Origin of the sequence: Burkholderia sp. HI2500 (assembly GCF_002223055.1) — a bacterium.
Taxonomy (GTDB): Bacteria; Pseudomonadota; Gammaproteobacteria; order Burkholderiales; family Burkholderiaceae; genus Burkholderia.
Genome location: NZ_NKFL01000006.1, coordinates 1,568,795 through 1,594,316, shown reverse-complemented (window position 1 = coordinate 1,594,316; position 25,522 = coordinate 1,568,795). Strand labels below are relative to the sequence as shown.

The window sequence follows — 25,522 nt, the reverse complement described above, 5'->3', positions numbered from 1 at the left end:
CCGCATGACCGACCGATTGACCCCCGAACTCGCCTCGAAATTCGCGTCGCTCGCGCTCGCGCACCTGACCCGCGAATATCCGAACAAGCTCACGCATTCGCTCGAAGGTCCGCACGACGTGCAGGGGCCGCGCGCGCTGCACCCGATCTTCTACGGCAGCTACGACTGGCACTCGTGCGTGCACGGCTACTGGCTCGTGCTGCGTGTGCTCGAACGCTACCCGGCATTGCCGGAGGCCGAACGCATCGTCGCGATCGTCGATGCGCACTTCACCGACGCGAACGTCGCCGGCGAGCGCGCGTATCTCGCGCGGCCGCACAACGCCGGTTTCGAGCGGCCGTACGGCTGGGCGTGGCTGCTCGCGCTGTCCGCGCAACTGGAGCGGCTCGCGCTGAAGGGGGCGATGCCGCAGGCCGCGCGCTGGGCGAAGACGATGGCGCCGCTGACCGACCTGTTCGTGTCGCGCTTCGAGACCTTCCTGCCGAAAGCGACCTATCCGCTGCGCGTCGGCACGCACTTCAACACCGCGTTCGCGCTGGCGCTCACGCTCGACTTCGCGCGCGACACGCAGCGCGACGGGCTCGCGGCGCTGATCGTCGATACCGCGAAGCGCTGGCACCTGAACGATGTCGCATGCCAGGCGTGGGAACCGTCGGGCGACGAATTCCTGTCGCCCGCGCTGATGGAGGCGGAGCTGATGCGGCGCGTGCTGCCGGCTGCCGAATTCGACGGCTGGTTCGCGCGCTTCCTGCCCGATCTCGCGCGCGGCGAGCCGGCGACGCTGTTCGAGCCGGCGACGGTCAGTGATCGCAGCGACGGCAAGATCGCGCACCTCGACGGGCTGAACCTGAGCCGCGCGTGGTGCCAGCGTGCGCTGGCCGGGGCGCTGCCGGAAGGCGATGCGCGGCGCGCGAAGCTGCTCGACGCGGCCGACCGGCATCTCGCGAGCGCACTCGCGCACGTGGCCGGCGACTACATGGGCGAGCACTGGCTCGCGACGTTCGCGTTGCTGGCGCTGGAGGCGTAGCGCGCGAAACCCCGCCGGCGGCAAGGTCTTCGGCACGCGGCTATACTCGCCGCTCGGGCCGTATCGCGCAGCATGCGTTGCGCGATGCGGCCATCTGTTTCCTTGCCGCCTCGCCATGGACAAGCTTATTTCCTACGTCGCCGCGATCCACGGACTCTCGGGCCCCGTGTCGATCGTGTCGCACACGACGTCGCACGACCGCTGGACCGACGACGACGTCGAAGTCACGCGCGACGAAACCGAATACCGCTTCGACAACGGCGCGATCGTGCGTCGCTCGGTCGAGCAGGATCGCGCGCCGTCCGACCTGCTGTGCGCGGAATGCTGGATCGACTACGACGTGCTCCGCCATCCCGATGCGCAAGCGATCGGCCCGACGCGGATGACGTTCGACAACGCTTGCCGCGAGACTTTCTGGCTGCGCTACCACCTCGCGTGAACGTGTGACGGCATAGCGGTGTGACCGCGCGCGGCCGCATCACCCCGGCGGCACACCCTCAGCCGCATGCAGCAGCGGCGCGAGCCGCGTAGCCGCTTCCCGCATCTTCGGCACGTTCTCCAGCAGGTCGTTGAGCGTCGCGCGCGCGGTCGGCGCATGCACGGCGAGCGCCGCGAGCACACGGCCGCTTGCTGCCTCTTTCACCGGCACCGCAACCGCCACCATCCCGCGCACGAACTCCTCGTTGTCGATCCCGACGCCGCGCGCGGCGAGCCGGTCGAGCTCGGCCGCGAGCAACTGCGCATCGGTCAGCGTCCGGTAGGTCATCTTCTTCAGCGTGAGCCGCGCGAGCATCGCGTTGCGCTCCAGCGCATTCATCTGCGACAGGAACAGCTTGCCGCTCGCCGTGCAATGCAGCGGCACGCGCATGCCGGGCCGCATCTCGAGCCGTAGCGGCTCGGTCGTCTCGACGCGTTCGACGTACAGCACCGTGTCGCCGTCGAGCGCGGTGAGGTTGCAGGTTTCGCCAAGCACGTCGACGAGCGAGCGCAGCACCGAGCGGCAGCCGCGCGTGAAGGTGTTGTTCGACAGCGCCGCGAGCGCGAACTGCGCGGCGCGCGGGCCCAGCGCGATGCCGCGATCGTGGCCGCGCGAGTCGGGCATGTGGATCACGTAGCCGCGCGTTTCGAGCGATTCGATCAGGCGCAGCAGCGTCGCCTTCGGGATATGCAGCCGCGCGGCGAGCTGCGACAGCGTGTAGGGCTGGCCGGCCGACGCGAGTGCTTCGAGCACCGCGAGCGCGCGCAGGACGCGCGCGTCGTCGGCGGGCGCGCCATCGGGCGGCGCGGGGGCGGTTTCGCGCATGTGTCTCCTCCGTCGGGATCGGCGTGCGTCCCGGCATGGTGTGTGCGACGGAAATGAAACGAATTGAACGGTTTTTGTACCACATTCGCGGCGTGGACAATAAATCGGCTTGTATGCGTTCCGTGTGCTCAATAAATTTGGACAAAACATACCGGATTTTTCCAAAACCCCGGAACGGAGACACGAATGACACGCAGCTTCGACTATGTCGTGGTCGGCGCGGGATCGGCCGGTTGCGTCCTCGCCAACCGGCTGTCCGACGGCGGCCGCCATACGGTGTGCCTGCTGGAAGCGGGCCCCGCCGACCGCTACATGTGGATCCACGTGCCGATCGGGTACGGCAAGACGATGTTTCATCCCGTGTACAACTGGGGCTTCCACACCGATCCCGATCCGAACATGCACAACCGCCGCCTGTACTGGCCGCGCGGCCGCACGCTCGGCGGCTGCAGCTCGATCAACGGGCTGATCTACGTGCGCGGGCAGCAGCAGGACTACGACCATTGGGCCGCACTCGGCAATCGCGGCTGGAGCTGGCGCGAGTGCCTGCCGTATTTCCGCAAGCTCGAACACAACACGCTCGGCGACGGGCCCACGCGCGGCACCGGCGGCCCGCTGTGGGCGTCCGCGATCCGGCAGCGGCACGAACTCGTCGATGCGTTCGTGGCCGCGTCGAACCGGCTCGGCGTGCGCACGGTCGACGATTTCAACACGGGTGACCAGGAAGGCGTCGGCTATTACCAGCTCACCACGCGCAACGGGCTGCGCTGCTCGACGGCGGTGGCGTACCTGAAGCCCGCGCGCGGGCGGCCGAACCTGCATGTCGAAACCGATGCGCAGGCGCTGAAGGTGCTGTTCGACGGCGCGCAGGCGTCCGGCGTGCGGTACGTCCAGCATGGCAAGGTGCATGAGGTGCGCGCGCTGCGCGAGGTGATTCTCGCGGCCGGCGCGTTGCAATCGCCGCAACTGCTGCAGGTGTCGGGCGTCGGGCCGGCCGCGCTCTTGAACCGGCACGGGATTCCGGTCGTCGCCGATCGCGCGGGCGTCGGCGAGAACCTGCAGGATCACCTGCAGATTCGTCTGATCTATGAAGTGACGAAGCCGATCACGACCAATGACGAACTGCACTCGTGGATCGGTCGCGCGAAGATGGGGCTGCAGTGGGCGCTGTTCCGCGGCGGCCCGCTCGCGATCGGCATCAACCAGGGCGGGATGTTCTGCCGTGCGCTGCCGGACGAATCGGCGACGCCGGACATCCAGTTCCATTTCTCGACGCTGTCGGCCGATTCGGCCGGCGGCAGCGTGCATCCGTTTCCCGGCTGCACGTATTCGATCTGCCAGCTGCGGCCCGAATCGCGCGGCACCGTGCGCATCCGCACCGACGATGCGCGCGACGCGCCGTCGATCCAGCCGAACTATCTCGACACCGAGCGCGACCGCCGCACGACGGTGGCCGGCGTGCGCTTCGCGCGCCGCGTCGCGGCCACCGAGCCGATGGCGCGGCTGATGAAGCGCGAGGTGCGGCCGGGCGCGGACGCGCAGACTGACGACGAGCTGCTCGAGTTCTGCCGGGAATACGGGCAGACGATCTTCCATCCGTCCGGCACCGCGAAAATGGGCGTCGCGAGCGATCCGCTCGCGGTCGTCGACGAGCGGCTGCGCGTGTACGGCACGCGCGGGTTGCGCGTGGTCGACTGCTCGATCATGCCGACCCTCGTATCGGGCAATACCAACGTGCCGATCGTGATGGTCGCCGAGAAGGCGTCCGACATGATCCTCGAGGACGCGCGCGCGGCCGATCGCGGCCACAGCGTCGCGCCGGCCGCCGAGGCGCTCGCGTAGGGCGTCGCCACGCATCACCCGCGTGGCCCGTGCGCCTGCGCCCGGACGGCCGCCGCGCGTTCATCGATGCCCCCGCCGGTACGGCGCCGGGGCAGGTTGCGGCGCATCCTTACCTGGAGAAGCTCGCATGGCAATCGATTCCCGGGTCGTCCGACGCGTGGCCGCGGCCAGCGTGATCGGCGCGACCGTCGAGTGGTACGACTTTTTCCTGTACGGCGTGGTCGCCGGCATCGTGTTCGACAAGCAGTACTTTCCGGCCGGCGACGCGTTCGTGTCGACGATGCTCGCGTATGCGACGTTCGCGGTCGGCTTCATCACGCGCCCGCTCGGCGGCTTGCTGTTCGGCCATCTCGGCGACCGCGTCGGGCGCAAGTCCGCGCTGATCCTGACGATGCTGATCATGGGCGTGTCGACGGCCGGCGTCGCGTTCCTGCCGACTTATGCGCAGATCGGCATGTGGGCGCCGGTGCTGCTGCTGACGCTGCGCGTGCTGCAGGGCATCGGCCTCGGCGGCGAGTGGGGCGGCGCGGTGCTGATGGCCTACGAGTACGCGCCGCCGCACCGGCGCGGGCTGTATGCGAGCCTGCCGCAGATCGGGCTCGCGATCGGGCTGTGCCTCGCGGCCGGCGTGGTCGCGGCGCTGTCGCGTGCGCTGCCGGACGCCGCCTTTCTCGCGTGGGGCTGGCGCGTCGCGTTCGCGGCGTCGCTGCTGCTGGTGGCGGTCGGCTTCTACATCCGCACGCGGGTGGCCGATACGCCCGAGTTCGTCGCGCTCAAGCGCCAGCGGCGCGATACGAAGCTGCCGGTCGTCGAGTTGCTCGCCAACTATCGTCGGGCGATCCTGCTCGGGATGGGCGCGCGTTATATCGACGGCGTGTTCTTCAACGTGTTCGCGGTGTTCTCGATCGGCTACATGACGCGCAACCTGTCGATCTCGCGCGGCGACGCGCTGCTCGGCGTGATGAGCGCGGCCGTCGTGATGTGCGTGTTCATCCCGGTGTTCGGCGGGCTGTCCGACCGGCTCGGCCGTGCGCGCGTGTACCGGTGGGGCGCGACGCTGTGCGGGTTGTCGGTGCTGCCCGCGTTCTGGCTGCTGCAGACGCAGTCGACCCACCTGCTCGCCGTGTGGCTCGCGCTGGTGATCCCGTTCGGGATCTTCTACGCGATGGCGTACGGGCCGGAAGCCGCGCTGTTCGCGGAGCTGTTCGACGCGAACGTGCGTTACACGGGGATTTCGTTCGTCTACCAGGTGTCGGGCATCTTCGCGAGCGGGCTCACGCCGATCGTCGCGACCGCGCTGCTGCGCGTGAACGGCGGGGCGCCGTGGCTCGTCGGGGTTTACGTGATGTTGTCTGCACTCCTGTCGATCGTGTCCGCGCGGGCGATCGAGAAGCGCGGCGGCGTGGACGGCGTCGCGGTGCGGGCGATGTGACAGCGGGTGGGGCGGGGCGCGGGGTCGTATCGGCGGGGCGGTCGCCGGTCGGTGCCGTGCCCACACCTGAGCCGACACCCGAGCCCACGACGACGGCCACGGCTACGCCCATGCCCATGCCCATGCCTATGCCGCTGACCGTTGCCGTCAGCAGGTCGTCCGATGCTGCCGGCTGATCGATTTCCCGGTGGTGACAGGCCCGCGCCGCACCCCTTGCCGATCGCGACCCACCACCGGCTGCCCGCCATTCGGCCGCCCACACGCTGGTCCAAGCGAATCCGGTCGACTGGCCCTACCTGCGACAAATCGGCCTGCCTACACTTTCCTCGACAGATCGCCGCATTGAAGCATCTGCACACGATCGACCCGAAGAGAACGATCAGGAGACAGGCATGACCAACAGGCAGTCGGCAGCATTCGCCCGTGCGGCGAGCGTGCGCCCCGCATCAGTCAGTCGAATCGCCTCGCGCGCCCGTTGCGGCGTGGCAGGCCAGCCCGCGTCGGAGGTCTGAGCATGTCGACCCCTTCCATCGAACGCACCGCGAGCGGTTTCAACGGCGGCCGGCCGAACGACACGCGTTACGACCCGACCTACGATCCGCTCGTGTCGCCGGGGCCCGGGTGCGGCCGGCAGTACGCGCCGACCTACTGGGTCGCGACGGCCGGCACCCCGCCGCCCGACGACGGCCCCGTGACGCGCGATCTCGATGTCGACGTCGCGATCATCGGCGCCGGCTACACGGGCCTCGCGACCGCGCTGTGCCTCGCGCGGGACCACGGCATCAAGGCCGTCGTGCTGGAAGCCAACCGCACGAGCTGGGGCTGCAGCAGCCGCAACGGCGGGCAGGGGCAGAACGCATCGGGCCGGCTGTCGCGCTCGCAGTGGATCGAGCGCTGGGGCAAGGACGTCGCGCTGAAGATGCACGACGAGATCCTCGAAGGCTTCGAGAACTTCAAGTCGCTCGTGGCGGAAATCGACTGCGACCCGCAGCCGGGCGGCCATTTCCTGATCGCGCATCGTCCGCGCATCATGGCCAAGCTCGCGGCCGAGGCGAAGGTGTGGAAGGACGTGTTCGGCTATCCGTCCGAACTGCTGAGCGCCGAAACCTTCCGTCGCGAATTCATCAACGACCACGAAGCGGCCGGCGCGCTGCACGAGCCGGAAGGCATCGGCATCCACGCGCTGAAGCTCGCGTTCGGCTACCTGCGCCTCGCGCGCGAAGCCGGCGCGAAGGTGCATACGAGCAGCCCGGTGCTCGGCTTCGAGACGATCGACGGCGTGCACCACCTGCGCACGCCCGGCGGCGTCGTGCGGGCCCGTGCGGTCGGCATCGCGACCGGTGCGTATACCGCGCAGACGCTGCATCCGTCGCTGCGCAGCAAGGTGATGCCGATCCTGTCGAATTCGATGGTCACGCGCCCGCTCACCGACGCGGAGATCGACGCATGCAATTTCCGCACGACGCAGGTGCTGACCGATACGCGCACGCTGCGCTTCTACTATCGCTTCCTGCCGGATCGCCGCTTGCAGATCGGCAGCCGCAGCGCGATCACCGGTGACGATGCGCCGAACCCGCGTCACTTCGAATTGCTGAAGGACGGGATGGCGCGCAAGTTTCCCGCGCTGCGCGGCGTGGAGATCGACTATTCATGGTGGGGCTGGGTGGACGTGAGCCACGACATGATGCCGCGCGTGTGCCAGCCCGACCCGCGGCAGTCGGTGTACTACGCGCTCGGCTACGGCGGCAACGGCGTGTCGTACTCGCAGCAGGCCGGCCGCCGGCTGGCCGAGCAGATCGCGGGGAAGGGCGCACGCCAGACGCTGCCGATCTTCACGTCGCCGCTGCCTGGCCACCCGTTCGCGCCGTTCCGGCGCCTCGGGCAACGGATGCTCTACCTGTCTTACTTCAGGAACGACGAAAAGCCCTGAACGTAGTGCATATCGCCCGGCGTGACACAACGCGCGCCGGGCTGTCGAACACAATAAAAGCAATAGAAATCCGTGCGGCCGGGGCTGCAGGCGCCCCTGCACGCGCCGTCGCCGGCGGCGCCCGCGCTCACCCGATGGTGGTGTGCGGGCGGCGTCCGGACAACTGGATATGGAGAAGACATGCAACCCTCGAATCAGAGTGACCTGAAGTGTGGGCTCAAGCAGCGCCACATGACGATGATCGCGCTTGGCGGCGTGATCGGTGCCGGGCTGTTCGTCGGCAGCGGCGTGGTGATTCAGCAGACCGGGCCGGCCGCGATCCTGTCGTTCCTGATCACGGGCGGGCTCGTCGTGCTCGTGATGCGGATGCTCGGCGAGATGGCATGCGCGATGCCGGCCGTCGGTTCGTTCTACGAGTACGCGCGGCTCGCGTTCGGCAACTGGCGCGGGCCCGGCAAGATGGCGGGCTTCCTGACCGGCTGGATGTACTGGTATTTCTGGGTGATCGTCGTCGCGCTCGAAGCGGTGGCCGGCGCCAAGCTGATCCAGTTCTGGCTACCCGATACGCCCGCATGGATCATCAGCCTCGCGCTGCTGGTCGTGCTGACGCTCACGAACCTGATCTCGGTCGGCAGCTACGGCGAGTTCGAGTTCTGGTTCTCGTCGATCAAGGTCGGCGCGATCATGGTGTTCCTGTTCCTCGGCGGCCTCTACGTGCTCGGCCTGTGGCCCGCGTCGATGCACACGACGTCGGTGCTGCCGACGCTGCTCGGCCACGGCGGCTTCATGCCGCTCGGCATCGGGCCGGTGATGAGCGGGGCGGTCGCGGCGACCGGCTTCTACTTCGGCGCCGAGATCGTCACGATCGCGGCGGCCGAGGCGAAGGAACCGGCGAAAGCGGTTGCGAAGGCCACCAATTCGGTGATCACGCGCGTGCTGGTGTTCTACGTCGGCTCGGTCGCGCTCGTCGTGGCGCTGGTGCCGTGGAACTCGCATCAGATGGCCACGCCGTACGTGAGCGCACTCGAAGTGATGGGCCTGCCGGCTGCCGCCAACGTGATGAACGCGATCGTGCTGACGGCCGTGCTGTCCGCGCTCAACTCGGGCCTCTATGCGGCGTCGCGGATGCTGTTCGCGCTGACCCGCCACGGCGACGCGCCGGCCGCGCTCGCGAAGGTCAACAAGCGCGGCGTGCCGGTGCGCGCGATCCTGCTCGGCACGGTGTTCGGTTACGTGTCGGTGGTGATGTCGTACGTGTCGCCCGATACCGTGTTCGCGTTCCTCGTCAATTCGTACGGCACCGTCGCGCTGTTCGTGTACGTGCTGATCGCGTTCTCGCAACTGCGCCTGCGCAAGCGCCTCGACCCGGTGGCCGCCAGCAAGCTGCGCGTCAAGATGTGGGCGTATCCGTACCTCACCTGGGTCGCGATCATCGGGATGGTCGGCATCCTCGTCGCGATGGCGTTCATCCCCGACCAGCGCAAGCCGCTGTGGCTCGGTGTCGCCAGCCTCGGCGTACTGGTCGTCGCCTACGGGCTCACGCGCCGCAGCCGCCGCGAGCATCTCGACGACAGCGAACTGCTCGCCTATCCGCCGCGTTGATGCCGGGTAATGCGCGCTAACGCCTGACGCCGAAGGCCCGGCCCGCGTACCGGGCCTTCGTGCATGCGGCTTCAGGCCCGAGCCGATGGATGACCGGGGCAACTATCGGCGCAACTATCGGGCCGACCGATAGCACCGATCAGAGGATGCGACTTTATGTCGGCCGCGTGCCGGCATAGCATGGATGAACCGATTCACGGGTGCGCCCGCCGGGCGCGCCCTCATCCGCGAATCCGCGAACGAGGACAGACGATGGAACATCGGGCACGCGAGCGGGACGAGCAGGCCGAGATCAAGACGACGACGTGCTACATGTGCGCGTGCCGCTGCGGCATCCGCGTGCACCTGCGCGACGGCGAGGTGCGCTATATCGACGGCAATCCCGCGCATCCGCTGAACCAGGGCGTCATCTGCGCGAAAGGTTCGTCCGGAATCATGAAGCAGTATTCGCCCGCGCGGCTCACGCAGCCGCTGATGCGCAAGCCGGGCGCCGAGCGCGGCGACGCGCAGTTCGAGCCGGTGTCGTGGGAGGTCGCGTTCGACGTGCTCGAAAAGCGTCTCGCGCACCTGCGCGCCACCGACCCGAAGCGCTTTGCGCTGTTCACCGGCCGCGACCAGATGCAGGCGCTCACCGGCCTGTTCGCGAAACAGTTCGGTACGCCGAACTATGCGGCGCATGGCGGATTCTGCTCGGCGAACATGGCGGCCGGGATGATCTATACGATCGGCGGCTCGTTCTGGGAATTCGGCGGGCCTGATCTCGACAACGCGAAGCTGTTCTTCATGATCGGCACCGCGGAGGACCACCATTCGAATCCGCTGAAGATCGCGCTCGGCAAGTTCAAGCGGGCGGGCGGCCGCTTCATCGCGATCAATCCGGTGCGCACCGGCTACGCGGCGATCGCCGACGAATGGATTCCGATTCGCCCCGGCACCGATGGCGCGCTGTTCATGGCGCTGATGCACGAGCTGATCGCGCGCGACGCGTTCGACCTCGAATTCGTGTCGCGCTTCACGAACGCGGCGGAGCTGATCGACCAGCGCGACGGCGCCGACACGTTCGGGCTGTTCGTGCGCGACGCCGGCGCGCCGGAGGTCAACGCGCTGTATCCGCAGAACCGGATGTGGTGGGACACGAAGACGAACCGCGCGGTGCTGCATCACACGGAAGGCGCCGAGCCTGCACTCGACGGCCGCTATACGCTCGACGACGGCACGCCCGTCGCGCCGTCGTTCACGCTGCTGCGTGAGCAGGTGGCCGAATGCACGCCCGAATGGGCGGCCGACATCACCGGCATCGCGGCCGACACGATCCGCCGCCTGGCGCGCGAGATGGAGACGGTCGCGCGCGACCACGCGATCGCGCTGCCGGTGCGCTGGACGGATTCATGGGGCAAGGAACACGATTCGGTGAAGGGCGTGCCGATCGCGTTCCATGCGATGCGCGGGCTCGCCGCGCATTCGAACGGCTTCCAGACGATCCGCGCGCTTGCCGTGCTGATGTCGCTGCTCGGCACGATCGACCGGCCGGGCGGCTTCCGGCACAAGGCGCCGTATCCGCGCGCGGTGCCGCCGTCGGCGAAACCGCCGAACGACCCGGCGCAGATCAGGCCGAACACGCCGCTCGCCACCGGCCCGCTCGGCTGGCCGGCGGGCCCCGAGGATCTGTTCGTCCATCCGGACGGCACGCCCGCGCGGCTCGACAAGGCGTTCTCGTGGGAATACCCGCTCGCGGTGCACGGGCTCATGCATTCGGTGATCACCAATGCGTGGCGCGGCGATCCCTATCCGATCGACACGCTGCTGATCTTCATGGCCAACATGGCGTGGAATTCGTCGATGAATACGACGGAAGTGCGCAAGATGCTGGTCGACAAGCGCGACGACGGCGAATACCGGATCCCGTTCCTCGTCGTGTGCGATGCGTTCGCGTCGGAGATGACGGCGTTCGCCGACCTGATCCTGCCCGACACGACCTACCTCGAGCGGCACGACGTGATGTCGGTGCTCGACCGGCCGATCTCCGAATTCGACGGGCCGGTCGACTCGGTGCGCGTGCCGGTCGTGCCGCCGACCGGCGAATGCAAGCCGTTCCAGGAAGTGCTGATCGAACTCGCGAGCCGGCTGAAGTTTCCGGCCTTCACGACCGCGGACGGGCAACGCAAGTTTCGCGACTATCCGGATTTCGTCATCAATTTCCAGACCGCGCCCGATTCCGGCACCGGCTTCCTGATCGGCTGGCGCGGCAAGGACGGCGACAAGGCCGTCGTCGGCGAGCCGAACCCCGACCAGTGGAAGCGCTACGCGGAGAACAACTGCGTGTACCACCACCGGCTGCCGGAGCCGCTGCAGTACATGCGCAACTGCAACGGCCCGTACATGCAGTGGGCGGTCGACAACGGGATGCGCAAGTTCGGCGTGCCGATCGTGATCCAGCTCTACTCGGACGTGATGCAGAAATTCCGGCTCGCCGCGCAGGGTCGCACGTCGGGCCGCCAGCCGCCCGACCATCTGCGCAAGCGTATCGCGCGCTATTTCGATCCGCTGCCGTTCTGGCATCGGTCGCTCGAAAGCGGGCTGACCGATGCGGGCCGCTATCCGCTCGCGGCGATCACGCAGCGGCCGATGGCGATGTATCACTCGTGGGATTCGCAGAACGCGTGGTTACGGCAGATCCATGGCGAGAACCACCTGTTCGTGAACCCGGTGACGGCCGCCGCGCAGCAGATCGAAGACGGCGCGTGGATCTACGTCGAATCGCCATGGGGCAAGGTGCGGTGCCGCGCGCGCTACAGCGAGGCGGTCGAGCCCGGCACCGTATGGACCTGGAACGCGATCGGCAAGGCGGCCGGCGCGTGGAACCTCGGGCCGCAGGCGGGCGAGTCGCAGCGCGGCTTCCTGTTGAACCACGTGATCACCGACGAGCTGCCGGATGCGGCGCGCGGTGGTGCGCGGATGTCGAACTCCGATCCGATCACGGGGCAGGCCGGCTGGTACGACGTGCAGGTGCGGATCTATCCGGCCGAAGCCGATGCGGCGACGACCTTGCCGCAGTTCGCGCCGATGCCGGCGCTGCCGGGCACGCCGCGCGTGCTGCAGCGCGTGCAGGCGTATTTCGCGGGAACCGGCGCATTCGCCGCGCGGCTGCGGCGCGCGGCGTCCGCCGGCCCGAAGTCTGAAGATCGCTGATCGAAGGAGCACCACCATGACCCAGATGGCCCTCGTCATCGACCTGAACGTGTGCGTCGGCTGCCATGCCTGCGTGACGAGCTGCAAGGAATGGAACACGTCGGGCGAAGCCGGCAGTCTCGCCGATATGCGCCCGTACGACGACGATCCGTCCGGCACGTTCTTCAACCGCGTGCAGACGTACGAAGCGGGCGTGTTCCCGATGACCGACACGATCCATTTCCCGAAGTCGTGCCTGCACTGCGAGGATCCGCCGTGCGTGCCGGTATGCCCGACCGGCGCGAGCTACAAGCGCAAGTCGGACGGGATCGTGCTGGTCGACTACGACAAGTGCATCGGCTGCAAGTACTGCGCGTGGGCGTGCCCGTACGGCGCGCGCGAGCTCGACGAAGGCCGCAAGGAGATGACGAAGTGCACGCTGTGCGCGGACCGCATCGACAACCCGGCGCTGCCCGAGCGTGACCGGAAGCCGGCCTGTGTGCTCGCGTGCCCGACTTCGGCGCGGCTGTTCGGCGACGTGCACGATCCGGAGTCGGAGGTGTCGCGCGCGATCCGCGAACGCGGCGGCTATCAGCTGATGCCCGAATGGGACACGCGTCCGTCGAACCATTACCTGCCGCGCGTGAAGACCGAATCGTCGTGCGGTTGCGGGAGCAGCGGCGGATGCGGCAGTACGTCGAACGGGAGCGACGAAGACGCGTCGTTCGAAGCTCGCGCGGCACGTGGCGACATCGATCTCGTGTCGCTCGCGACACAGCGCTGAGCGCGCAGTCCCTTACTCATAGTCGAAAAAACGGAGTCCCCATGCGCCCAGCCTTTTCGGTCGTTTTCCTTACCACCCTGTGCGGTGCCGCACAGGGTCTGTTGCTGACGCTCGTGATCGTCGAGGCACTGGCGCGCGCGGCAGGCGTCGATATTGCCGCGTCGTTCTACGTGACCGGCGCCGCGCTGTCGGTCTCGCTCGGCGCACTCGGCCTGCTGGCGTCGTTCTTCCATCTCGGCCACCCCGAACGCGCGTGGCGTGCGATCGCGATGTGGCGCACGTCGTGGCTGTCACGCGAATGCATCGCGCTGCCGGTGTTTCTCGCGTGTGCGTTCGCATATGGCGCGGCGCACCTGTTCGGCTGGCCGGGCACGTTGCTGATCGGCGCGGTGGGCGCGCTCGCGAGCGTTGCGCTGTTCGTGTGCACCGCGATGATCTACGCGTGCCTGCGCTTCCTGCAGGAATGGGCAAGCCCGCTGACGCTCGTGAACTTCGTGCTGCTCGGCTGCGCGTCCGGCTGCACGCTGGCGACGGCGTGCGCCGCGTGGCTCGCGCCGGCGCTGGTCGGCCGGCTTGCGGTGGCTGCCTGCGTGCTGACGCTCGCGGGCGGCGTGGCGCGGCTCGCGTCGCTCGCACGCAATGCGCGGCTGCGGCCGAAGTCGACCGTGCAGAGCGCGACCGGGATCCGCAGCGACAAGGTCGAGCAGAAATCGCGCGGCTTCACGGCCAGCGCGTTCAATACGCGGGAATTCTTTCACGGGCAGGGCAACGGCACGCTGCGCGCGGTGAAGGCCGGCTTCCTGATCGGCGCATTCGCGGTGCCGTTCGTGCTGACCGGCGCGGGCGCGCTCGCGCCGACGTCGGTCGCGGCCGCCGTCGCGCTTGGCGCGGCGTTCGTGATCCAGTATGCGGGGCTGGTCGCGGAACGCTGGTTCTTCTTCGCGGATGCGCGGCATCCGCAGAACCTCTACTACCAGCGCGCGTCATGACGTTGCGCGTGCGCCGCCACGCCGTGCGGGAACTAGAACGTGTCCGCGAGCGCGCGGGCCGCTTCCTGCAAACGCGGCACGTGATCGAGCAGTTGCGACAGCGGTGCGCGCGACACGGGTGCATGCACGGCGACGGCGGCGATGCACGCGCCGTCGGCGCCGACGATCGGTGCCGCGATGCACACGATGCCCGCGACGAATTCCTCGTTGTCGATCGCGACGCCCTTGTGCGCGGTGCGGTCGAGTTCGGCCTCGAGCAGCTCGGGGTCCGAGATCGTGTTCGGCGTGTAGCGCGGCAGCGCCAGTGCGCGCACCAGCGCGGCGCGTTCGTCGCGCGGCAGCAGCGCCAGCAGCAGCTTGCCGCTGGCGCTGCAATGCGCGGGCACGCGCGAGCCGGGCTTCAGGTCGAGCCGCAGCGGCCAGTCGGCTTCGACGCGGTCGAGATAGACGACTTCCGTGTCGTGCAGCGCGGTGAGGTTGCAGGTTTCGCCGAGATCGGCGACGAGCCGTTCGAGGATCGCGTGGCGCAGCCGGCGCGCGCCCGCATGCAGCATCACGCCGGTGCCGAGCCGCGCGAGGCGCGGGCCGATCGCATACGCGTTCTTGCGACCCGGCTCGCGGATCACGAGGCCGCCGGCTTCGAGCGACGCGAGCATCCGGTGCAGCGACGCCTTCGGGATATCGACTTCACGCACGAGATCGGCGAGCGACACGGCGTCGCCGGCCTGGACGAGATGTTCGAGCAGCGCGAAGGCGCGCAGCGTGGGCGTATCCGCGGGCAGCATGGCAGGCATTCCGGAAACTGGATGGCGGCCATTGTACCGAACGGCCCGGCAGGCCGGCCGCGTGGGGCGGTGGGCGCGGCAACCCGGCACGCATTTTCAGCGACGGAACGAATCGTTCCATAAACGCGACCGGCGCGGGCGCGAAGATCGATGCCCGCGCGGCCAGCAACGACAGCAACGACAGGAGCGCAACGCAATGGATGGGGTGGCGAACAAGCCGGACTGCATGGTGTCGGTCCGCGAACGGTTCGGGTTCGATTCGGACCTGATGGTGCCCGCGTTCAGCACGCGCGACGATCACGTACCCGATATCGACGATGCATACCGTTTCAACCCGGACGTCACGCTCGCGATCCTCGCGGGCTTCGCACGCAACCGCCGCGTGCTCGTGCAGGGGATGCACGGCACCGGCAAGTCGACGCATATCGAACAGGTCGCGGCACGGCTGAACTGGCCGTGCGTGCGCGTGAACCTCGACGGCCACATCAGCCGGCTCGACCTCGTCGGCAAGGATGCGATCGTCGTGCGCGACGACGTGCAGGTGACCGAATTCCAGGAAGGAATCGTGCCGTGGGCATTGCAGCGCCCGGTCGCGCTGATTTTCGACGAATACGACGCGGGGCGGCCCGACGTGATGTTCGTGATCCAGCGGATTCTGGAGCGCGACGGCAAGTTCACGCTGCTCGACCAGAACCGCGTGATTCACCCGCATCCGTCGTTCCGGCTGTTCGCGACCGCGAACACGGTCGGGCTCGGCAACCTGAACGGGCTTTACCACGGCACGCAGATGCTCAACCACGCGCAGATGGACCGCTGGAACGTGGTCGCGACGCTCGACTACCTGCCGCGCGACGAGGAGATCGGCATCGTGCGGGCGCGCGTGCCGGAACTCGCGGACGAAGCCGGCCGCCCGCTGCTCGAATCGATGGTGAGCCTCGCGGAGCTGACGCGCAACGGCTTCGCGACCGGCGACCTGTCGACGCTGATGTCGCCGCGCACGGTGATCAACTGGGCCGAGAACTGCCAGATCTTCCGCGATCCGGCGCTCGCGTTCCGGCTCACGTTCCTGAACAAGTGCGACGACGCGGAGCGGCCGGTCGTCGCCGAGTATTACCAGCGCTGTTTCGGCGAGGAGCTGGCGGTTGCGTCGCGGGCCGGCGGCGGCGAGCCGGGGGCGGGGCGGTGAGCGCCGATCGCGACGCCGCGCGCCGCGCGTCGGCGCGCGAAGCGCTGGGTGCGTCGACGGTACGCGCGCTGACGCGTGACGCGGCGCTGCATTACCGGGCGGGCCGCGTGTGCCGCGACTCGCGGCCGTTGCCGATCCATGCGCCGCACCTGCGCGCGCAGGCCGCCGACGACGATCTCGCGTCATGGCGCGGCGCGGCCGACGGTGCCGCGCTGCGTATCCTGCATTCCGATGCGGACCTGCATCGCGCGCTGTCCGGAGACGATCCGGTCGAACGCGTGCTGTTCGAGATGCTCGAGCAACTGCGCTGCGAGTCGCTCGCGCCGCCTGCCATGCGCGGTGTCGTGCAGAACCTGCGTCATCGCTTCGAGACCTGGTCACGCGCGTTTCACCGGTCGGGGCAGGCCGATACGCATGTCGGGATTCTCGTGTACACGGTCGCGCAGATCGCATGGTCGCGGCTGACGGGCTGGCCCGTGCTCGAAGAGACGGAAGACCTGATCGAAGCATCGCGCGCGGCGATCGTGCCCGAGATCGGCGTGCAGCTTGCCGGGCTCAAGCGGTGCCGGCACGATCAGCGCGCCTTTGCGGAACATGCACTCGCGCTCGCGAAGTGCATTGCGGCGATGATCCGCGATGCGCGTGCAGCCGTCGTGGAAACGGAGACGGAAGACGCACGCGAGCAGGACGATGCACTGACGAATTTCTCGCTCTGGGTCGATTTCGACGAGACGGGCATCGATATGCCGGCACTCGTGGAGACGGGCGACAGCGTCGTGCTGCAAGGCGGCGACGCCGTCTACCGTGCATACACGACGCGCTACGATCGCGAGCTTCGACCGGCCGCGCAGATCCGCGCGGCACTGCTGCGCGAGTATCGCGACCGGCTCGACGCCCAGGTCGCCGCGCAGCGGATCAACGTCACGCGGCTCGCGCGTGTGCTGCGCGCGGCGCTCGTCGTGCCGCAAGCCGACGGCTGGTCGTTCGGCGAGGAGCATGGCCGCCTCGACGGCCGCCGGCTCGCGCAACTCGTCAGCTCGCCGGCCGAACGGCGGTTGTTCCGGCTCGAACGCGTGCGGCCGCATGCCGACTGCGCGCTCGCGTTCCTGATCGACTGCTCGGGGTCGATGAAGACGTGGATCGACGGCGTCGCGCTGATGGTCGACACGCTGGCCCGCGCGGGCGACGCCGCCGGTCTCGCAACCGAAGTGCTCGGCTTCACGACGCTCGCCTGGAACGGCGGCCGTGCGCGGCAGGACTGGCTCGCGCGCGGCAAGCCGCGCCATCCGGGCCGGCTCAACGAAACCGGCCACCTGGTGTTCAAGGACGCGGATACCCGCTGGCGGCATGCGCGCACGGGCATTGCCGCGCTGTTCAAGGCTGATCTGTTCCGCGAAGGTGTGGACGGCGAAGCGGTCGAATGGGCGTGCGCGCGGCTCGCGGCGCGGCCGGAGGCGCGCAAGATCCTTGTTGTGATCTCCGACGGCAGCCCGATGGACGGCGCGACGGCGCTCGCGAACGATCCGTTCTACCTCGATAACCACCTGAAGCAGGTGGTTGCGCGCCAGGAGTCGGCGGGCCGCGTCGAAGTGCTCGGGTTGGGTGTCGGGCTCGATCTCGGCCCGTATTACCGGCACCGGCTGGCGATCGATCTTGCGTCGGCGCCCGACATGAAGCGGCTCGTTGAAATCGCCGGATGGATCGGCGCGCGGCGGTGACGCGGGTGACCGCATTCGACGCGGATGCGTCGAGTCCGAATCGATCGCCGGGAACAAGGCGGTTCGACGCGGCGCGTGCCGCGCGACATCAAGCGCGATGCAGCAGCGGCGGCAGCGACGTCGCGATCAGCCCGATACCGATCGCCATCAGCACGCCGAACGCAAGCCGGCGCAGCGCGACCGGCGACAGCGGCGGCGGGTACTGGCGGGCGGCCACCGTCGTCAGCATCACGACCGGCGTCGCGATCGCGGCCAGCAGCCAGATGTCGCGATCGAGCTGGCCTTCGCATGCGCTGTACAGCACGCGCGTGGCCGAGGTCGTCGTGAACAGCACGATCAGCGCGCAGCGGATCTGCACGAGCGTCAGCGGCTGCCGGTAGAACTGGAAGATCAGCGGCGGCCCCGACACGCCGAACATCCCGCTCAGCAAGCCGCCGAACAGGCCGCTGACGAAGAAGCTGCGGTTGTCCGAGCGCTCGGTGAGCGGCGTCGGGCGCAGCGCCGCGCTCAGGCCGCCGTACAGCACGACCGCGCCGAGGATCAGTTGCAGCAGGTCAGCCGCCGATCGGCTCAGGCATTCGAGCAGCAGCACGCCCGCGACGACCGACGGCAGGATGCCGAGCGTCGCCGCGCCGACCGCGCGCCAGTCGATGTGATGCAGCCGGCCGGGCAGTGCGGTCGCGCCGTTCGCGAGCGACACGACGCTCATCAGCGTGGCGACGGTGGCAAGCGGCGCGAGCCCGAAGCCGCTCGTCGCGCCCATCACGATCATCCCGAGCCCGAACCCGGTGACGGTCTGGAAATAGCTGCCGGCGCCGATCACCGCGATCAGGATCGCCAGTTTGTCGGCTGTCATGCGTGTGCGGCCTCGCCGGTTGCGGCGCGCTGCGCGGCCGCCTGCGCCTGCACGGTGGTCGCCGCGATCACGTGATACACGTCGTCGGCGCTGCAGCCGCGCGACAGGTCGTTCGCGGGGCGGCGCAGCCCTTGCAGCAGCGGGCCGACGGCCTTCGCGCGGCCGATCCGTTCGGCGAGCTTGTAGCCGATGTTGCCGGCTTCGAGGCTCGGGAACACGAGCACGTTCGCGTGGCCGCCCACCTGTGAATGCGCGATCTTGCGCTCGGCGATTTCCGCGACGATCGCCGCGTCGAGCTGCACGTCGCCGTCGATCGCGAGGGTGGGGCGGAGTTCGCGCACGTGCGCGGTCGCGGCCGTCACCTTGTCGACCGCCGCGTGATGCGCGCTGCCGCTCGTCGAGAACGACAGCATCGCCACGCGCGGCGCCTCGCCGAGCAGCGCGTGCGCGCTGTCGGCGGCAGCCATCGCGATCTCGGCGAGCTGATCGGCGTCCGGATCGACGACCAGCGCGCAGTCGGAGAAGATCAGCCCGCCCTTGATCGTGTGAAACGGCTCGCACAGCATCATCAGGAAGAAGCTCGACACGATCCGGAACGCCGGATCGACGCCGATCAGCTGGATTGCCGCGCGCACGACGTCGGCCGTCGCATGCACGGCGCCCGCGACCGAGCCGTCCGCATCGCCGAGCCGCACCATCAGGTTCGCGTGGCAGAGCGGGTCGAGCACCGCGTCGCGCGCGGCATCGGCCGTCATGCCCTTGCTCTTGCGCAGCGCGTGCAGCGTGTCGGCATAGGCGTCGCGTTGCGTGGCGGTGGCCGGATCGACGAGCGTCATGCCGTCGAGATCGATCGCGTCGCGCGCGGCCGCCGCGTGAATGGCCGCACGGTTGCCGACCAGCACGATGCGGGCGATGCCGTCGCGCGTCGCGCGCGCGGCGGCCTGCAGCACGCGCGGATCGTCGGCTTCGCACAGTGCGATGCGCATCGGCTGGCGGCGCGCGGCGTCGAGAATGCGGTCGAGGGCTTTCATCGTTCGCTCGGGTAAGAAAAGAAAAAACGGCCGGATGCGGCGGCCCGCACGGGGCACGGCGTCCGGCCGGAGGGCCGGCCGCGCGAGAGGGGCGCGCGGCCGGCAACGGGGTGCGTCGGCGACGCGGCGTTACACGTAGTCCTTGTACTTGTCGAGCATGCGCACCGGCTTCGACAGCGCATCGCGACGGAACGGGTCGCCGAGTTCGCGCGTGCACATGATCTCGATGATCGTCGTCTTGCCTTCGTTCATCTGCATGTCGATCGCGCGCTTGAGCGCCGGGCCGACATCCTCGAGGCGGTCGACCGTGATCCCTTCCGCACCCATCGCCCGCGCGATTGCCGCGAAGCTCTGGTTGTCGAGTTCACCGGCGACGAAGCGGCGGTTGTAGAAGTCGACCTGGTTCTTCTTCTCCGCGCCCCATTGACGGTTGTGGAACACGACGGCCGTGACCGGGATGTTGTGGCGCACGCAGGTCATCGTTTCCATCAGGCTCATGCCCCACGCGCCGTCTCCCGCATACGACACGGCCGGGCGGTGCGGCGCGGCGACCTTCGCGCCGATGATCGTCGGGAACGCATAGCCGCAGTTGCCCCAGCTCATCGCCGCGAAGAAGCTGCGCGGCTTGTTGAAGCGCAGGTAGCTGTTCGCGACCGAGTTGATGTTGCCGATGTCGGTCGACACCATCACGTCCTCGGGCATCGCCTTCTCGAGCTCGCGCAGCACCTGGCGCGGATGCAGGTACTGGCCGCCGCTGAACGGCTTCTCGTGCTTCTGCTCCTCGATCATGTCGAGGCTGTACGCGTCGCGCTCGTGCGTCCAGTCGTCGAGTTCCTTTTCCCATGCGGCCTTCTCGGTCGCGATCTGGTCGGCGCGCTCGCCGCGCGAGCCGTCGCACGCGAGCGTGCGACCTTCGAGGCGTTGCGTGAGCGCGACCGCCGCGGCCTTCGCGTCGCCGCAGATGCCGACCGAGATCTTCTTCACGAGGCCGAGCATCTTGTGATCGGCGTCGATCTGGATGATCTTCGCGTCCTTCGGCCAGTAGTCCATCCCGTGCTGCGGCAGCGTGCCGAACGGCCCGAGGCGCGAGCCGAGCGCGATCACGACGTCCGCGCGCGACAGCAGCTTCATCGCCGCTTTCGAGCCCTGGTAGCCGAGCGGGCCGCACCACAGCGGATGGTTCGCCGGGAACGAGTCGTTGTGCAGGTAGCTGTTGACGACCGGCGCACCGAGCCGTTCGGCGAGCGCCTTGCATTCCTCGATCGCGTCGGCCATCACGACGCCGCCGCCCGAGATGATCACCGGGAACTTTGCCTGCGCGATCAGTGCGGCTGCGTCGTCGAGGCTCTGTTCGCCGCCGGCGCCGCGATCGAGCCGGCGCGGTTGCGGAATCTCGACCTTGACCTTGCCGTAGAAATAGTCGCGCGGGATGTTCAGCTGGGTCGGGCCCATCTCGGCCTGCGCGCGGTCGAAGCAGCGCGCGGTGAATTCGGCCATCCGCGCCGGGTGCGTGACGTGGCCCTGGTATTTCGTGAATTCCTGGAACATCGGCAGCTGGTTCGCTTCCTGGAAACCGCCGAGGCCGATGCCCATCGTGCCGGCTTCCGGCGTGACGATCACGACGGGGCTATGCGCCCAGTACGCGGCCGCGATCGCCGTCACGCAGTTGCTGATGCCGGGGCCGTTCTGGCCGATCACGACGCCGTGGCGGCCCGATACGCGCGCATAGCCGTCGGCCATGTGGCCCGCGCCCTGTTCGTGCACGACAGGAATCAGGCGGATGCCGGCCGGCGCGAAGATGTCCATCGCATCCATGAACGCGGAGCCCATGATGCCGAACATGTCGGTCACGCCGTTGGCCGCGAGGGTCTCGACGAAGGCTTCGGACGGCGTCATGTCCTGCGGACCGTTAGCCGATGCACGCAGGGAAGTGGATTGTTCGCTCATGGGTTGTCTCCGATTTTTCAATTAACGGAACGTCTTGTTCCAGATGCTATTTGCTGGGGAAGGCCGGTCAAGTCATTCCGCCCGCTGCCGGGAAATGTGGAATGAAATGAATCGATTCGTTTCAAAATGCGTGCCGGGCACGGTGGCCCGGGCGGTGCGCTCAGGCCGGCTGCTTCGGCCGTTCCTTGCGGAAGGCACGCTTGACGGCGATCAGTCCGTCGCGGAATTCGAACAGGTCGCAGCCTTCGGCTTCGATGCGCCAGCCTTCGGCGTGCGTGCCCGTGAACACCCATTCGGAGACGCCGCGCTCGCCGGCGACGGTGTGGCGGCCGTGGCCCCAGTGCGCGTCGGGGAAGGTCTTGAACACGGCTTCGAACGCGGCGCGTACCGCGTCACGGCCGACGAAGCGCGTGCCGTGGATGTCGGGGCCGCCGGCCGCGTCGAACACGCAGTCCTCGGTCATGAAGCCCATCAACGCATTGGCGTCATGCCGGTTGAAGGCGTCGGAAAATGCCGCGAGCGTGGCGGCCGTGACGGGGCCGGTGAGCGTATCTGCCATAACGTGTCTCCTGTCGAATGGTGGGCGGTGCGCAAGGCGCTGGCGCGCATGCGGCACGCGGTATCGACACGTTAGTGAGCGCTTGTTATTGGCGGTAGCGCCAGTGGGGGGGATTCGCTTGGGCCAGCGGGAGAAGCCGGGCCGGTGCGCCCGGCTACCGGCGCCCGGTGGCTGCCCGACGGCGGGTTCGTTGACGCGCATCGACAGAAATCACCGGTGCGGATCAATGGGCAAAAAGATCAGCCGCAGGGGAGTGTCGCGACTCCGTCGCTGTTGCACGATGAGTCACGGCGGGCGGAAACCGCACGGCAGCAGCGCCGGCCGACGAGGGGATACATCGGAGTGCCCGATGCATCCCCGCCGGTCATGCGGACATCAAGACGCCGCCATCCCGATCCCGAACACATGCATCTTGCCGGCGCTCACCTGCCGCGGCAGCACGATGCTCGTCACCACCTTGCCGGGCGGCACCGGAATCTTCTGCGCGAAGATATAGGTCTTGACGTTGTCCTGCTGGCCGCTGCCCGAATTGCGGTACGCCATCGTGACGGCGATCGCCGCGCTGGCATGCGCGCTGCCGCCATTCAGCGTCCAGTCGTCGAAAGCCAGCGTCACAGCCTGACTCGATCCATCCGCAAAATTCAGCTGAGCCGTGCCGCTGCTCGGGCCATTGTTGGCCGAGCCGAGCACCACCACGCCGGTGCCGGCCGATCCCGGCGGCAGCATCACGGTCTGGCCGACGGTCACGGTGTTGTCGAGCGAGAGCGGCCCACCCGCCACCGCGACGCTCGCGCCGGCCACCGCGAACGGCTTGCCGGGCTGCACGCCCGCCGCTGCCAGCGCATTCAGCGAGTAGCTGAACAGGCTGCCGTCGAAGTCCGCGCCCTGGCCGTCGGCATTGGTCGCGCCGTCCGCGCTGAAGCCGCGATTGTTGTAGCTGTCGATCGCGTTGACCGCCACCGGCACGCCGAACGACGGCGGCTGCTTCCGGCTGCCCCATTGCGACGGCGTGCTGCCCATCGCGAAGTGCAGCGTCGCGCCGTTCGCGATGTCGTCGTAGGCGACCCACGGCACATCGTGCGCGCGACCGTTGATCGACAGCGACTGCACATAGCTGGACGCGGGTGCACCTTCGGCACGAATCCGCCACGTGCGACCGTTGCCGAGCCGGACGTCGATCTGCGGGAACTGCGGACTGCCGATCGCCAGGCCCGCCACGCCGGGGATCTGCGGATACAGGCCCAGCGCGCCCCACACATACCAGCCCGACACGGCGCCGAGGTCGTCGTTGCCCGGCAAGCCGTCGGGGCCGGTGCCGAACGCGCTGGCGAGGATCTGCTGCACCACGCGCTGCGTGCCCGACGGCTGCCCGGCCCAGTTGTAGAGCCAGGGCACCTCGAAGGTCGGCTCGTTGCCCATGTAGAAGTTGGGCAGGCTCAGGCCCGCATTGAGCACCGTGAAGAACTGGTCGAGCCGCGACGTCACCGCCGCATTGCCGCCCAGCTGCGCGAACAGGCCGGCGCCGTTGTACGGCACCATCCACGTGTACTGCTCGGCATTGCCTTCCACGTAGTTGTCGCCGCTGCTCGGCGTCTCGGGAATCCACGCGCCGTTCGACTGGCGCGCCGCGATCAGCGGCGGCGTCAGCGTGGTGTCGAGCAGGTTCTGCCAGTAGGCCGAGCGGCTCAGCAGCATGCGCTGCGTGGCGGTATCGCCGAGCGCCCCGGCGAAGCGCGAGATCGCGAAATCGCTGCTCGTGTATTCGAGCGTGGACGAAGCCTGCCCCCACTCGCCGTTGGTGATGTAGCCGGTCTGCAGGTAGCTCGCGCGGCCGCCGTTGGTGGTCACGTTGTTGCAGGCCGTGCCGGGGATGTTCGCCATCTTCACCATGTGCTGCAGCGCGGACCGCGTATCGAAGCGCCGCGCGCCGAACGCATAGGCGTTCGAGACGATCAGCGAACCGGCGTCGCCCGGCATCACGCCGTCCTCGACGTTGTCGTTGACCCAGTGTGGAATCGCGCCGCATTGATCCGCGTCGTTGATCAGCGACTGGATCATGTCGCTGGTCTCGGACGGATTGAGGATCGACTTCAGCTGGATCAGCGAGCGGTAGATGTCCCAGCCCGAGAACGACGAATACTGGGCCTGCTGGCCCTTGGCGACCTGATGCACGGTGTTGTCGAAGCCGATGTACTGGCCGTTCACGTCACTGAAGATGCTGGGTGCCCACAGCGCGTGATACAGCGCCGTGTAGAACTTCTTCTTCGCGTCGAGCGTGCCGCCCGCTACGCGGATGCTGTTGAGGCGGTCATTCCAGATACGGTCGGCCTGCGTGCGGACACCTGCGAAGTCCCAGCCGCGATTTTCCGCGTCGAGGTTGGCTTTCGCGTTGGCGACGCTGACGTAGGAGAGGCCGATCTTCATCCTGACCGTCTGGCCCGGGCGGAAACCCAGTTGGGCCACGCCGTGCGTAATCGACGCCGACGTAAAAGCTTGGTCGAAGGCGGCGTAGAAGTAGACGGGTACCGGCACCGAGTTGCCGCAGAAGCCGCCGCCGATCGTGCTGCCGGAGATGGCGCTGTCGGAAACCTGCGTGATGGCGCCGGTGGTCGAGGTCTTGGTGTTGGTGCGGGTCACGTCGAGTACCAGCAGCGCGGGTTTGCCGGCCGGGTACGCGAACTGGCCGAAGCCGGTGCGCAGGGTGGCGGTCAGCTCCACCTTGATCTGCGAGTCGAGCAGCACGGAATAGTAGCCGGGTCTGGCCGTTTCATTCGCATGACTGAAGGTTGGCGAGAGCTGCGTCGGGTCGGTGGTCGGCATGACCGGAAATTCGCCGTTGTTGCCGCTGCAGCCGGCGCCCGGCATGTGCGTCAGGCTGAAGCCCTGGATCGAGTGGATGTCGTAGTAGTAGCCGGCGGGCGAGTTCGGCTCCTGGCTGTTGCTCGGCGCCGGCGTGGTGTTGGTGTCGGGCGCCCACTGCACCATGCCCGACGGCAGGCCGGCGGCCGGTTCGACGCTGCCGGCCTGTCCCGCCGGTACCGGGTTCGGCGAATTGCTCGCGAGCGTGCCGATCAGCGGATCGACGTACTGTGTCAACGACAGGTTGCGGTTGTCATCGAGATTGGTCGTATCGGCCACGGCGTCCGACGGGCGTGCCGCCAATGCCGACGCCGCAGTTCCGTCGCTGCCGTCACCGCCTCCGCACCCGCTCAACGCGCACGCCGCGGCCAGGATTGCCGCGAGCGTCGTGAATCGAATCATGATCGCCCCCTCCGGTTATCCATGCATTTTTTCATCGGCAGTCCAATCGATCGAACCGTCGGTTCGTCGTGGATTGTTGCCGTCTTTCAGCGTCGTAACACT

18 protein-coding genes are annotated in these 25,522 nt (G+C 68.3%); 11 read left to right on the top strand and 7 right to left on the bottom strand.

Annotated elements, in window-relative coordinates:
* The first annotated feature begins 4 nt into the window (after positions 1-4).
* A complete protein-coding gene (locus CFB45_RS24865; RefSeq protein ID WP_089427839.1) occupies positions 5-1,027 on the top strand; it encodes a DUF2891 domain-containing protein in 1,023 nt (340 codons plus the stop codon).
* Positions 1,028-1,142: 115 nt separating this feature from the next.
* Positions 1,143-1,466 (top strand): hypothetical protein, encoded by a 324-nt coding sequence (locus tag CFB45_RS24860; protein WP_089427838.1) that lies wholly within the window; start codon positions 1,143-1,145, stop codon positions 1,464-1,466.
* Positions 1,467-1,505: 39 nt separating this feature from the next.
* Here CFB45_RS24860 and CFB45_RS24855 read toward each other — a convergent pair whose 3' ends face one another.
* Positions 1,506-2,330 (bottom strand): IclR family transcriptional regulator, encoded by an 825-nt coding sequence (locus tag CFB45_RS24855; protein ID WP_089427837.1) that lies wholly within the window; start codon positions 2,328-2,330, stop codon positions 1,506-1,508.
* 186 nt (positions 2,331-2,516) lie between these two features.
* Between CFB45_RS24855 and CFB45_RS24850 the strand changes: the two genes are divergently transcribed.
* The 7 genes from CFB45_RS24850 to CFB45_RS24810 all read left to right on the top strand — a co-directional run bounded on the left by CFB45_RS24850 (position 2,517) and on the right by CFB45_RS24810 (position 14,077).
* Positions 2,517-4,172, top strand: a complete 1,656-nt coding sequence (locus CFB45_RS24850; RefSeq protein ID WP_089427836.1) for a GMC family oxidoreductase — start codon at positions 2,517-2,519, stop codon at positions 4,170-4,172.
* Between the two features lie 127 nt (positions 4,173-4,299).
* The gene (locus CFB45_RS24845) at positions 4,300-5,604 is read left to right on the top strand and encodes an MFS transporter (RefSeq protein WP_089427835.1); all 1,305 of its coding nucleotides are present in this window, start codon (positions 4,300-4,302) and stop codon (positions 5,602-5,604) included.
* A gap of 514 nt (positions 5,605-6,118) precedes the next feature.
* Positions 6,119-7,534 (top strand): NAD(P)/FAD-dependent oxidoreductase, encoded by a 1,416-nt coding sequence (locus tag CFB45_RS24835; RefSeq protein WP_089427833.1) that lies wholly within the window; start codon positions 6,119-6,121, stop codon positions 7,532-7,534.
* A gap of 180 nt (positions 7,535-7,714) precedes the next feature.
* A complete protein-coding gene (locus CFB45_RS24825) occupies positions 7,715-9,136 on the top strand; it encodes an amino acid permease (RefSeq protein WP_089427832.1) in 1,422 nt (473 codons plus the stop codon).
* Positions 9,137-9,388: 252 nt separating this feature from the next.
* Positions 9,389-12,325 (top strand): molybdopterin oxidoreductase family protein, encoded by a 2,937-nt coding sequence (locus CFB45_RS24820; protein WP_089427831.1) that lies wholly within the window; start codon positions 9,389-9,391, stop codon positions 12,323-12,325.
* 16 nt (positions 12,326-12,341) lie between these two features.
* Positions 12,342-13,088: a 4Fe-4S dicluster domain-containing protein gene (locus CFB45_RS24815; protein WP_089427830.1), complete on the top strand. Its 747-nt coding sequence runs from the start codon at positions 12,342-12,344 to the stop codon at positions 13,086-13,088.
* Positions 13,089-13,129: 41 nt separating this feature from the next.
* On the top strand, positions 13,130-14,077 hold the full coding sequence (locus CFB45_RS24810) for a dimethyl sulfoxide reductase anchor subunit family protein (protein WP_089427829.1): 948 nt from the start codon (positions 13,130-13,132) through the stop codon (positions 14,075-14,077).
* 32 nt (positions 14,078-14,109) lie between these two features.
* On the opposite strand, the gene CFB45_RS24805 is transcribed toward CFB45_RS24810, so the two are convergent.
* On the bottom strand, positions 14,110-14,862 hold the full coding sequence (locus CFB45_RS24805) for an IclR family transcriptional regulator (protein ID WP_089427828.1): 753 nt from the start codon (positions 14,860-14,862) through the stop codon (positions 14,110-14,112).
* A gap of 196 nt (positions 14,863-15,058) precedes the next feature.
* Between CFB45_RS24805 and CFB45_RS24800 the strand changes: the two genes are divergently transcribed.
* Complete coding sequence (locus tag CFB45_RS24800) at positions 15,059-16,048, top strand: AAA family ATPase (RefSeq protein ID WP_089427827.1); 990 nt, start codon at positions 15,059-15,061, stop codon at positions 16,046-16,048.
* A complete protein-coding gene (locus tag CFB45_RS24795; protein ID WP_089427826.1) occupies positions 16,045-17,766 on the top strand; it encodes a cobaltochelatase CobT-related protein in 1,722 nt (573 codons plus the stop codon). The genes CFB45_RS24800 and CFB45_RS24795 overlap by 4 nt, the downstream gene beginning before the upstream one ends.
* Positions 17,767-17,854: 88 nt before the next feature.
* On the opposite strand, the gene CFB45_RS24790 is transcribed toward CFB45_RS24795, so the two are convergent.
* The 5 genes from CFB45_RS24790 to CFB45_RS24770 form a co-directional block, all read right to left on the bottom strand.
* Entirely contained in the window at positions 17,855-18,622 is a 768-nt protein-coding gene (locus CFB45_RS24790) for a sulfite exporter TauE/SafE family protein (protein ID WP_089427825.1), read from the bottom strand.
* Positions 18,619-19,653 carry a phosphate acetyltransferase gene (pta, locus tag CFB45_RS24785; protein WP_089427824.1) on the bottom strand — a complete coding sequence of 345 codons (1,035 nt, stop codon included), beginning with the start codon at positions 19,651-19,653 and terminating at the stop codon, positions 18,619-18,621. The genes CFB45_RS24790 and pta overlap by 4 nt, the downstream gene beginning before the upstream one ends.
* Positions 19,654-19,782: 129 nt before the next feature.
* Positions 19,783-21,600, bottom strand: coding sequence for a sulfoacetaldehyde acetyltransferase (gene xsc, locus CFB45_RS24780; RefSeq protein ID WP_089427823.1), 1,818 nt, complete (start codon positions 21,598-21,600; stop codon positions 19,783-19,785).
* Positions 21,601-21,760: 160 nt separating this feature from the next.
* Positions 21,761-22,159, bottom strand: a complete 399-nt coding sequence (locus CFB45_RS24775; RefSeq protein WP_047850193.1) for a nuclear transport factor 2 family protein — start codon at positions 22,157-22,159, stop codon at positions 21,761-21,763.
* A gap of 375 nt (positions 22,160-22,534) precedes the next feature.
* Positions 22,535-25,420, bottom strand: coding sequence for a GH92 family glycosyl hydrolase (locus tag CFB45_RS24770; RefSeq protein ID WP_089427822.1), 2,886 nt, complete (start codon positions 25,418-25,420; stop codon positions 22,535-22,537).
* Positions 25,421-25,522: the final 102 nt, after the last annotated feature.

Excerpts from the sequence above, each read along its gene's own strand:
- CFB45_RS24820 (WP_089427831.1), top strand. The coding sequence starts at position 9,389 with ATGGAACATCGGGCACGCGAGCGGGACGAGCAGGCCGAGATCAAGACG.
- CFB45_RS24825 (WP_089427832.1), top strand. The coding sequence starts at position 7,715 with ATGCAACCCTCGAATCAGAGTGACCTGAAGTGTGGGCTCAAGCAGCGC.
- CFB45_RS24845 (WP_089427835.1), top strand. The coding sequence starts at position 4,300 with ATGGCAATCGATTCCCGGGTCGTCCGACGCGTGGCCGCGGCCAGCGTG.
- CFB45_RS24855 (WP_089427837.1), bottom strand. The coding sequence starts at position 2,330 with ATGCGCGAAACCGCCCCCGCGCCGCCCGATGGCGCGCCCGCCGACGAC.
- CFB45_RS24800 (WP_089427827.1), top strand. The coding sequence starts at position 15,059 with ATGGATGGGGTGGCGAACAAGCCGGACTGCATGGTGTCGGTCCGCGAA.
- CFB45_RS24850 (WP_089427836.1), top strand. The coding sequence starts at position 2,517 with ATGACACGCAGCTTCGACTATGTCGTGGTCGGCGCGGGATCGGCCGGT.
- CFB45_RS24865 (WP_089427839.1), top strand. The coding sequence starts at position 5 with ATGACCGACCGATTGACCCCCGAACTCGCCTCGAAATTCGCGTCGCTC.
- CFB45_RS24860 (WP_089427838.1), top strand. The coding sequence starts at position 1,143 with ATGGACAAGCTTATTTCCTACGTCGCCGCGATCCACGGACTCTCGGGC.
- CFB45_RS24810 (WP_089427829.1), top strand. The coding sequence starts at position 13,130 with ATGCGCCCAGCCTTTTCGGTCGTTTTCCTTACCACCCTGTGCGGTGCC.
- CFB45_RS24790 (WP_089427825.1), bottom strand. The coding sequence starts at position 18,622 with ATGACAGCCGACAAACTGGCGATCCTGATCGCGGTGATCGGCGCCGGC.
- CFB45_RS24835 (WP_089427833.1), top strand. The coding sequence starts at position 6,119 with ATGTCGACCCCTTCCATCGAACGCACCGCGAGCGGTTTCAACGGCGGC.
- CFB45_RS24775 (WP_047850193.1), bottom strand. The coding sequence starts at position 22,159 with ATGGCAGATACGCTCACCGGCCCCGTCACGGCCGCCACGCTCGCGGCA.
- CFB45_RS24815 (WP_089427830.1), top strand. The coding sequence starts at position 12,342 with ATGACCCAGATGGCCCTCGTCATCGACCTGAACGTGTGCGTCGGCTGC.
- pta (WP_089427824.1), bottom strand. The coding sequence starts at position 19,653 with ATGAAAGCCCTCGACCGCATTCTCGACGCCGCGCGCCGCCAGCCGATG.
- xsc (WP_089427823.1), bottom strand. The coding sequence starts at position 21,600 with ATGAGCGAACAATCCACTTCCCTGCGTGCATCGGCTAACGGTCCGCAG.
- CFB45_RS24805 (WP_089427828.1), bottom strand. The coding sequence starts at position 14,862 with ATGCTGCCCGCGGATACGCCCACGCTGCGCGCCTTCGCGCTGCTCGAA.
- CFB45_RS24770 (WP_089427822.1), bottom strand. The coding sequence starts at position 25,420 with ATGATTCGATTCACGACGCTCGCGGCAATCCTGGCCGCGGCGTGCGCG.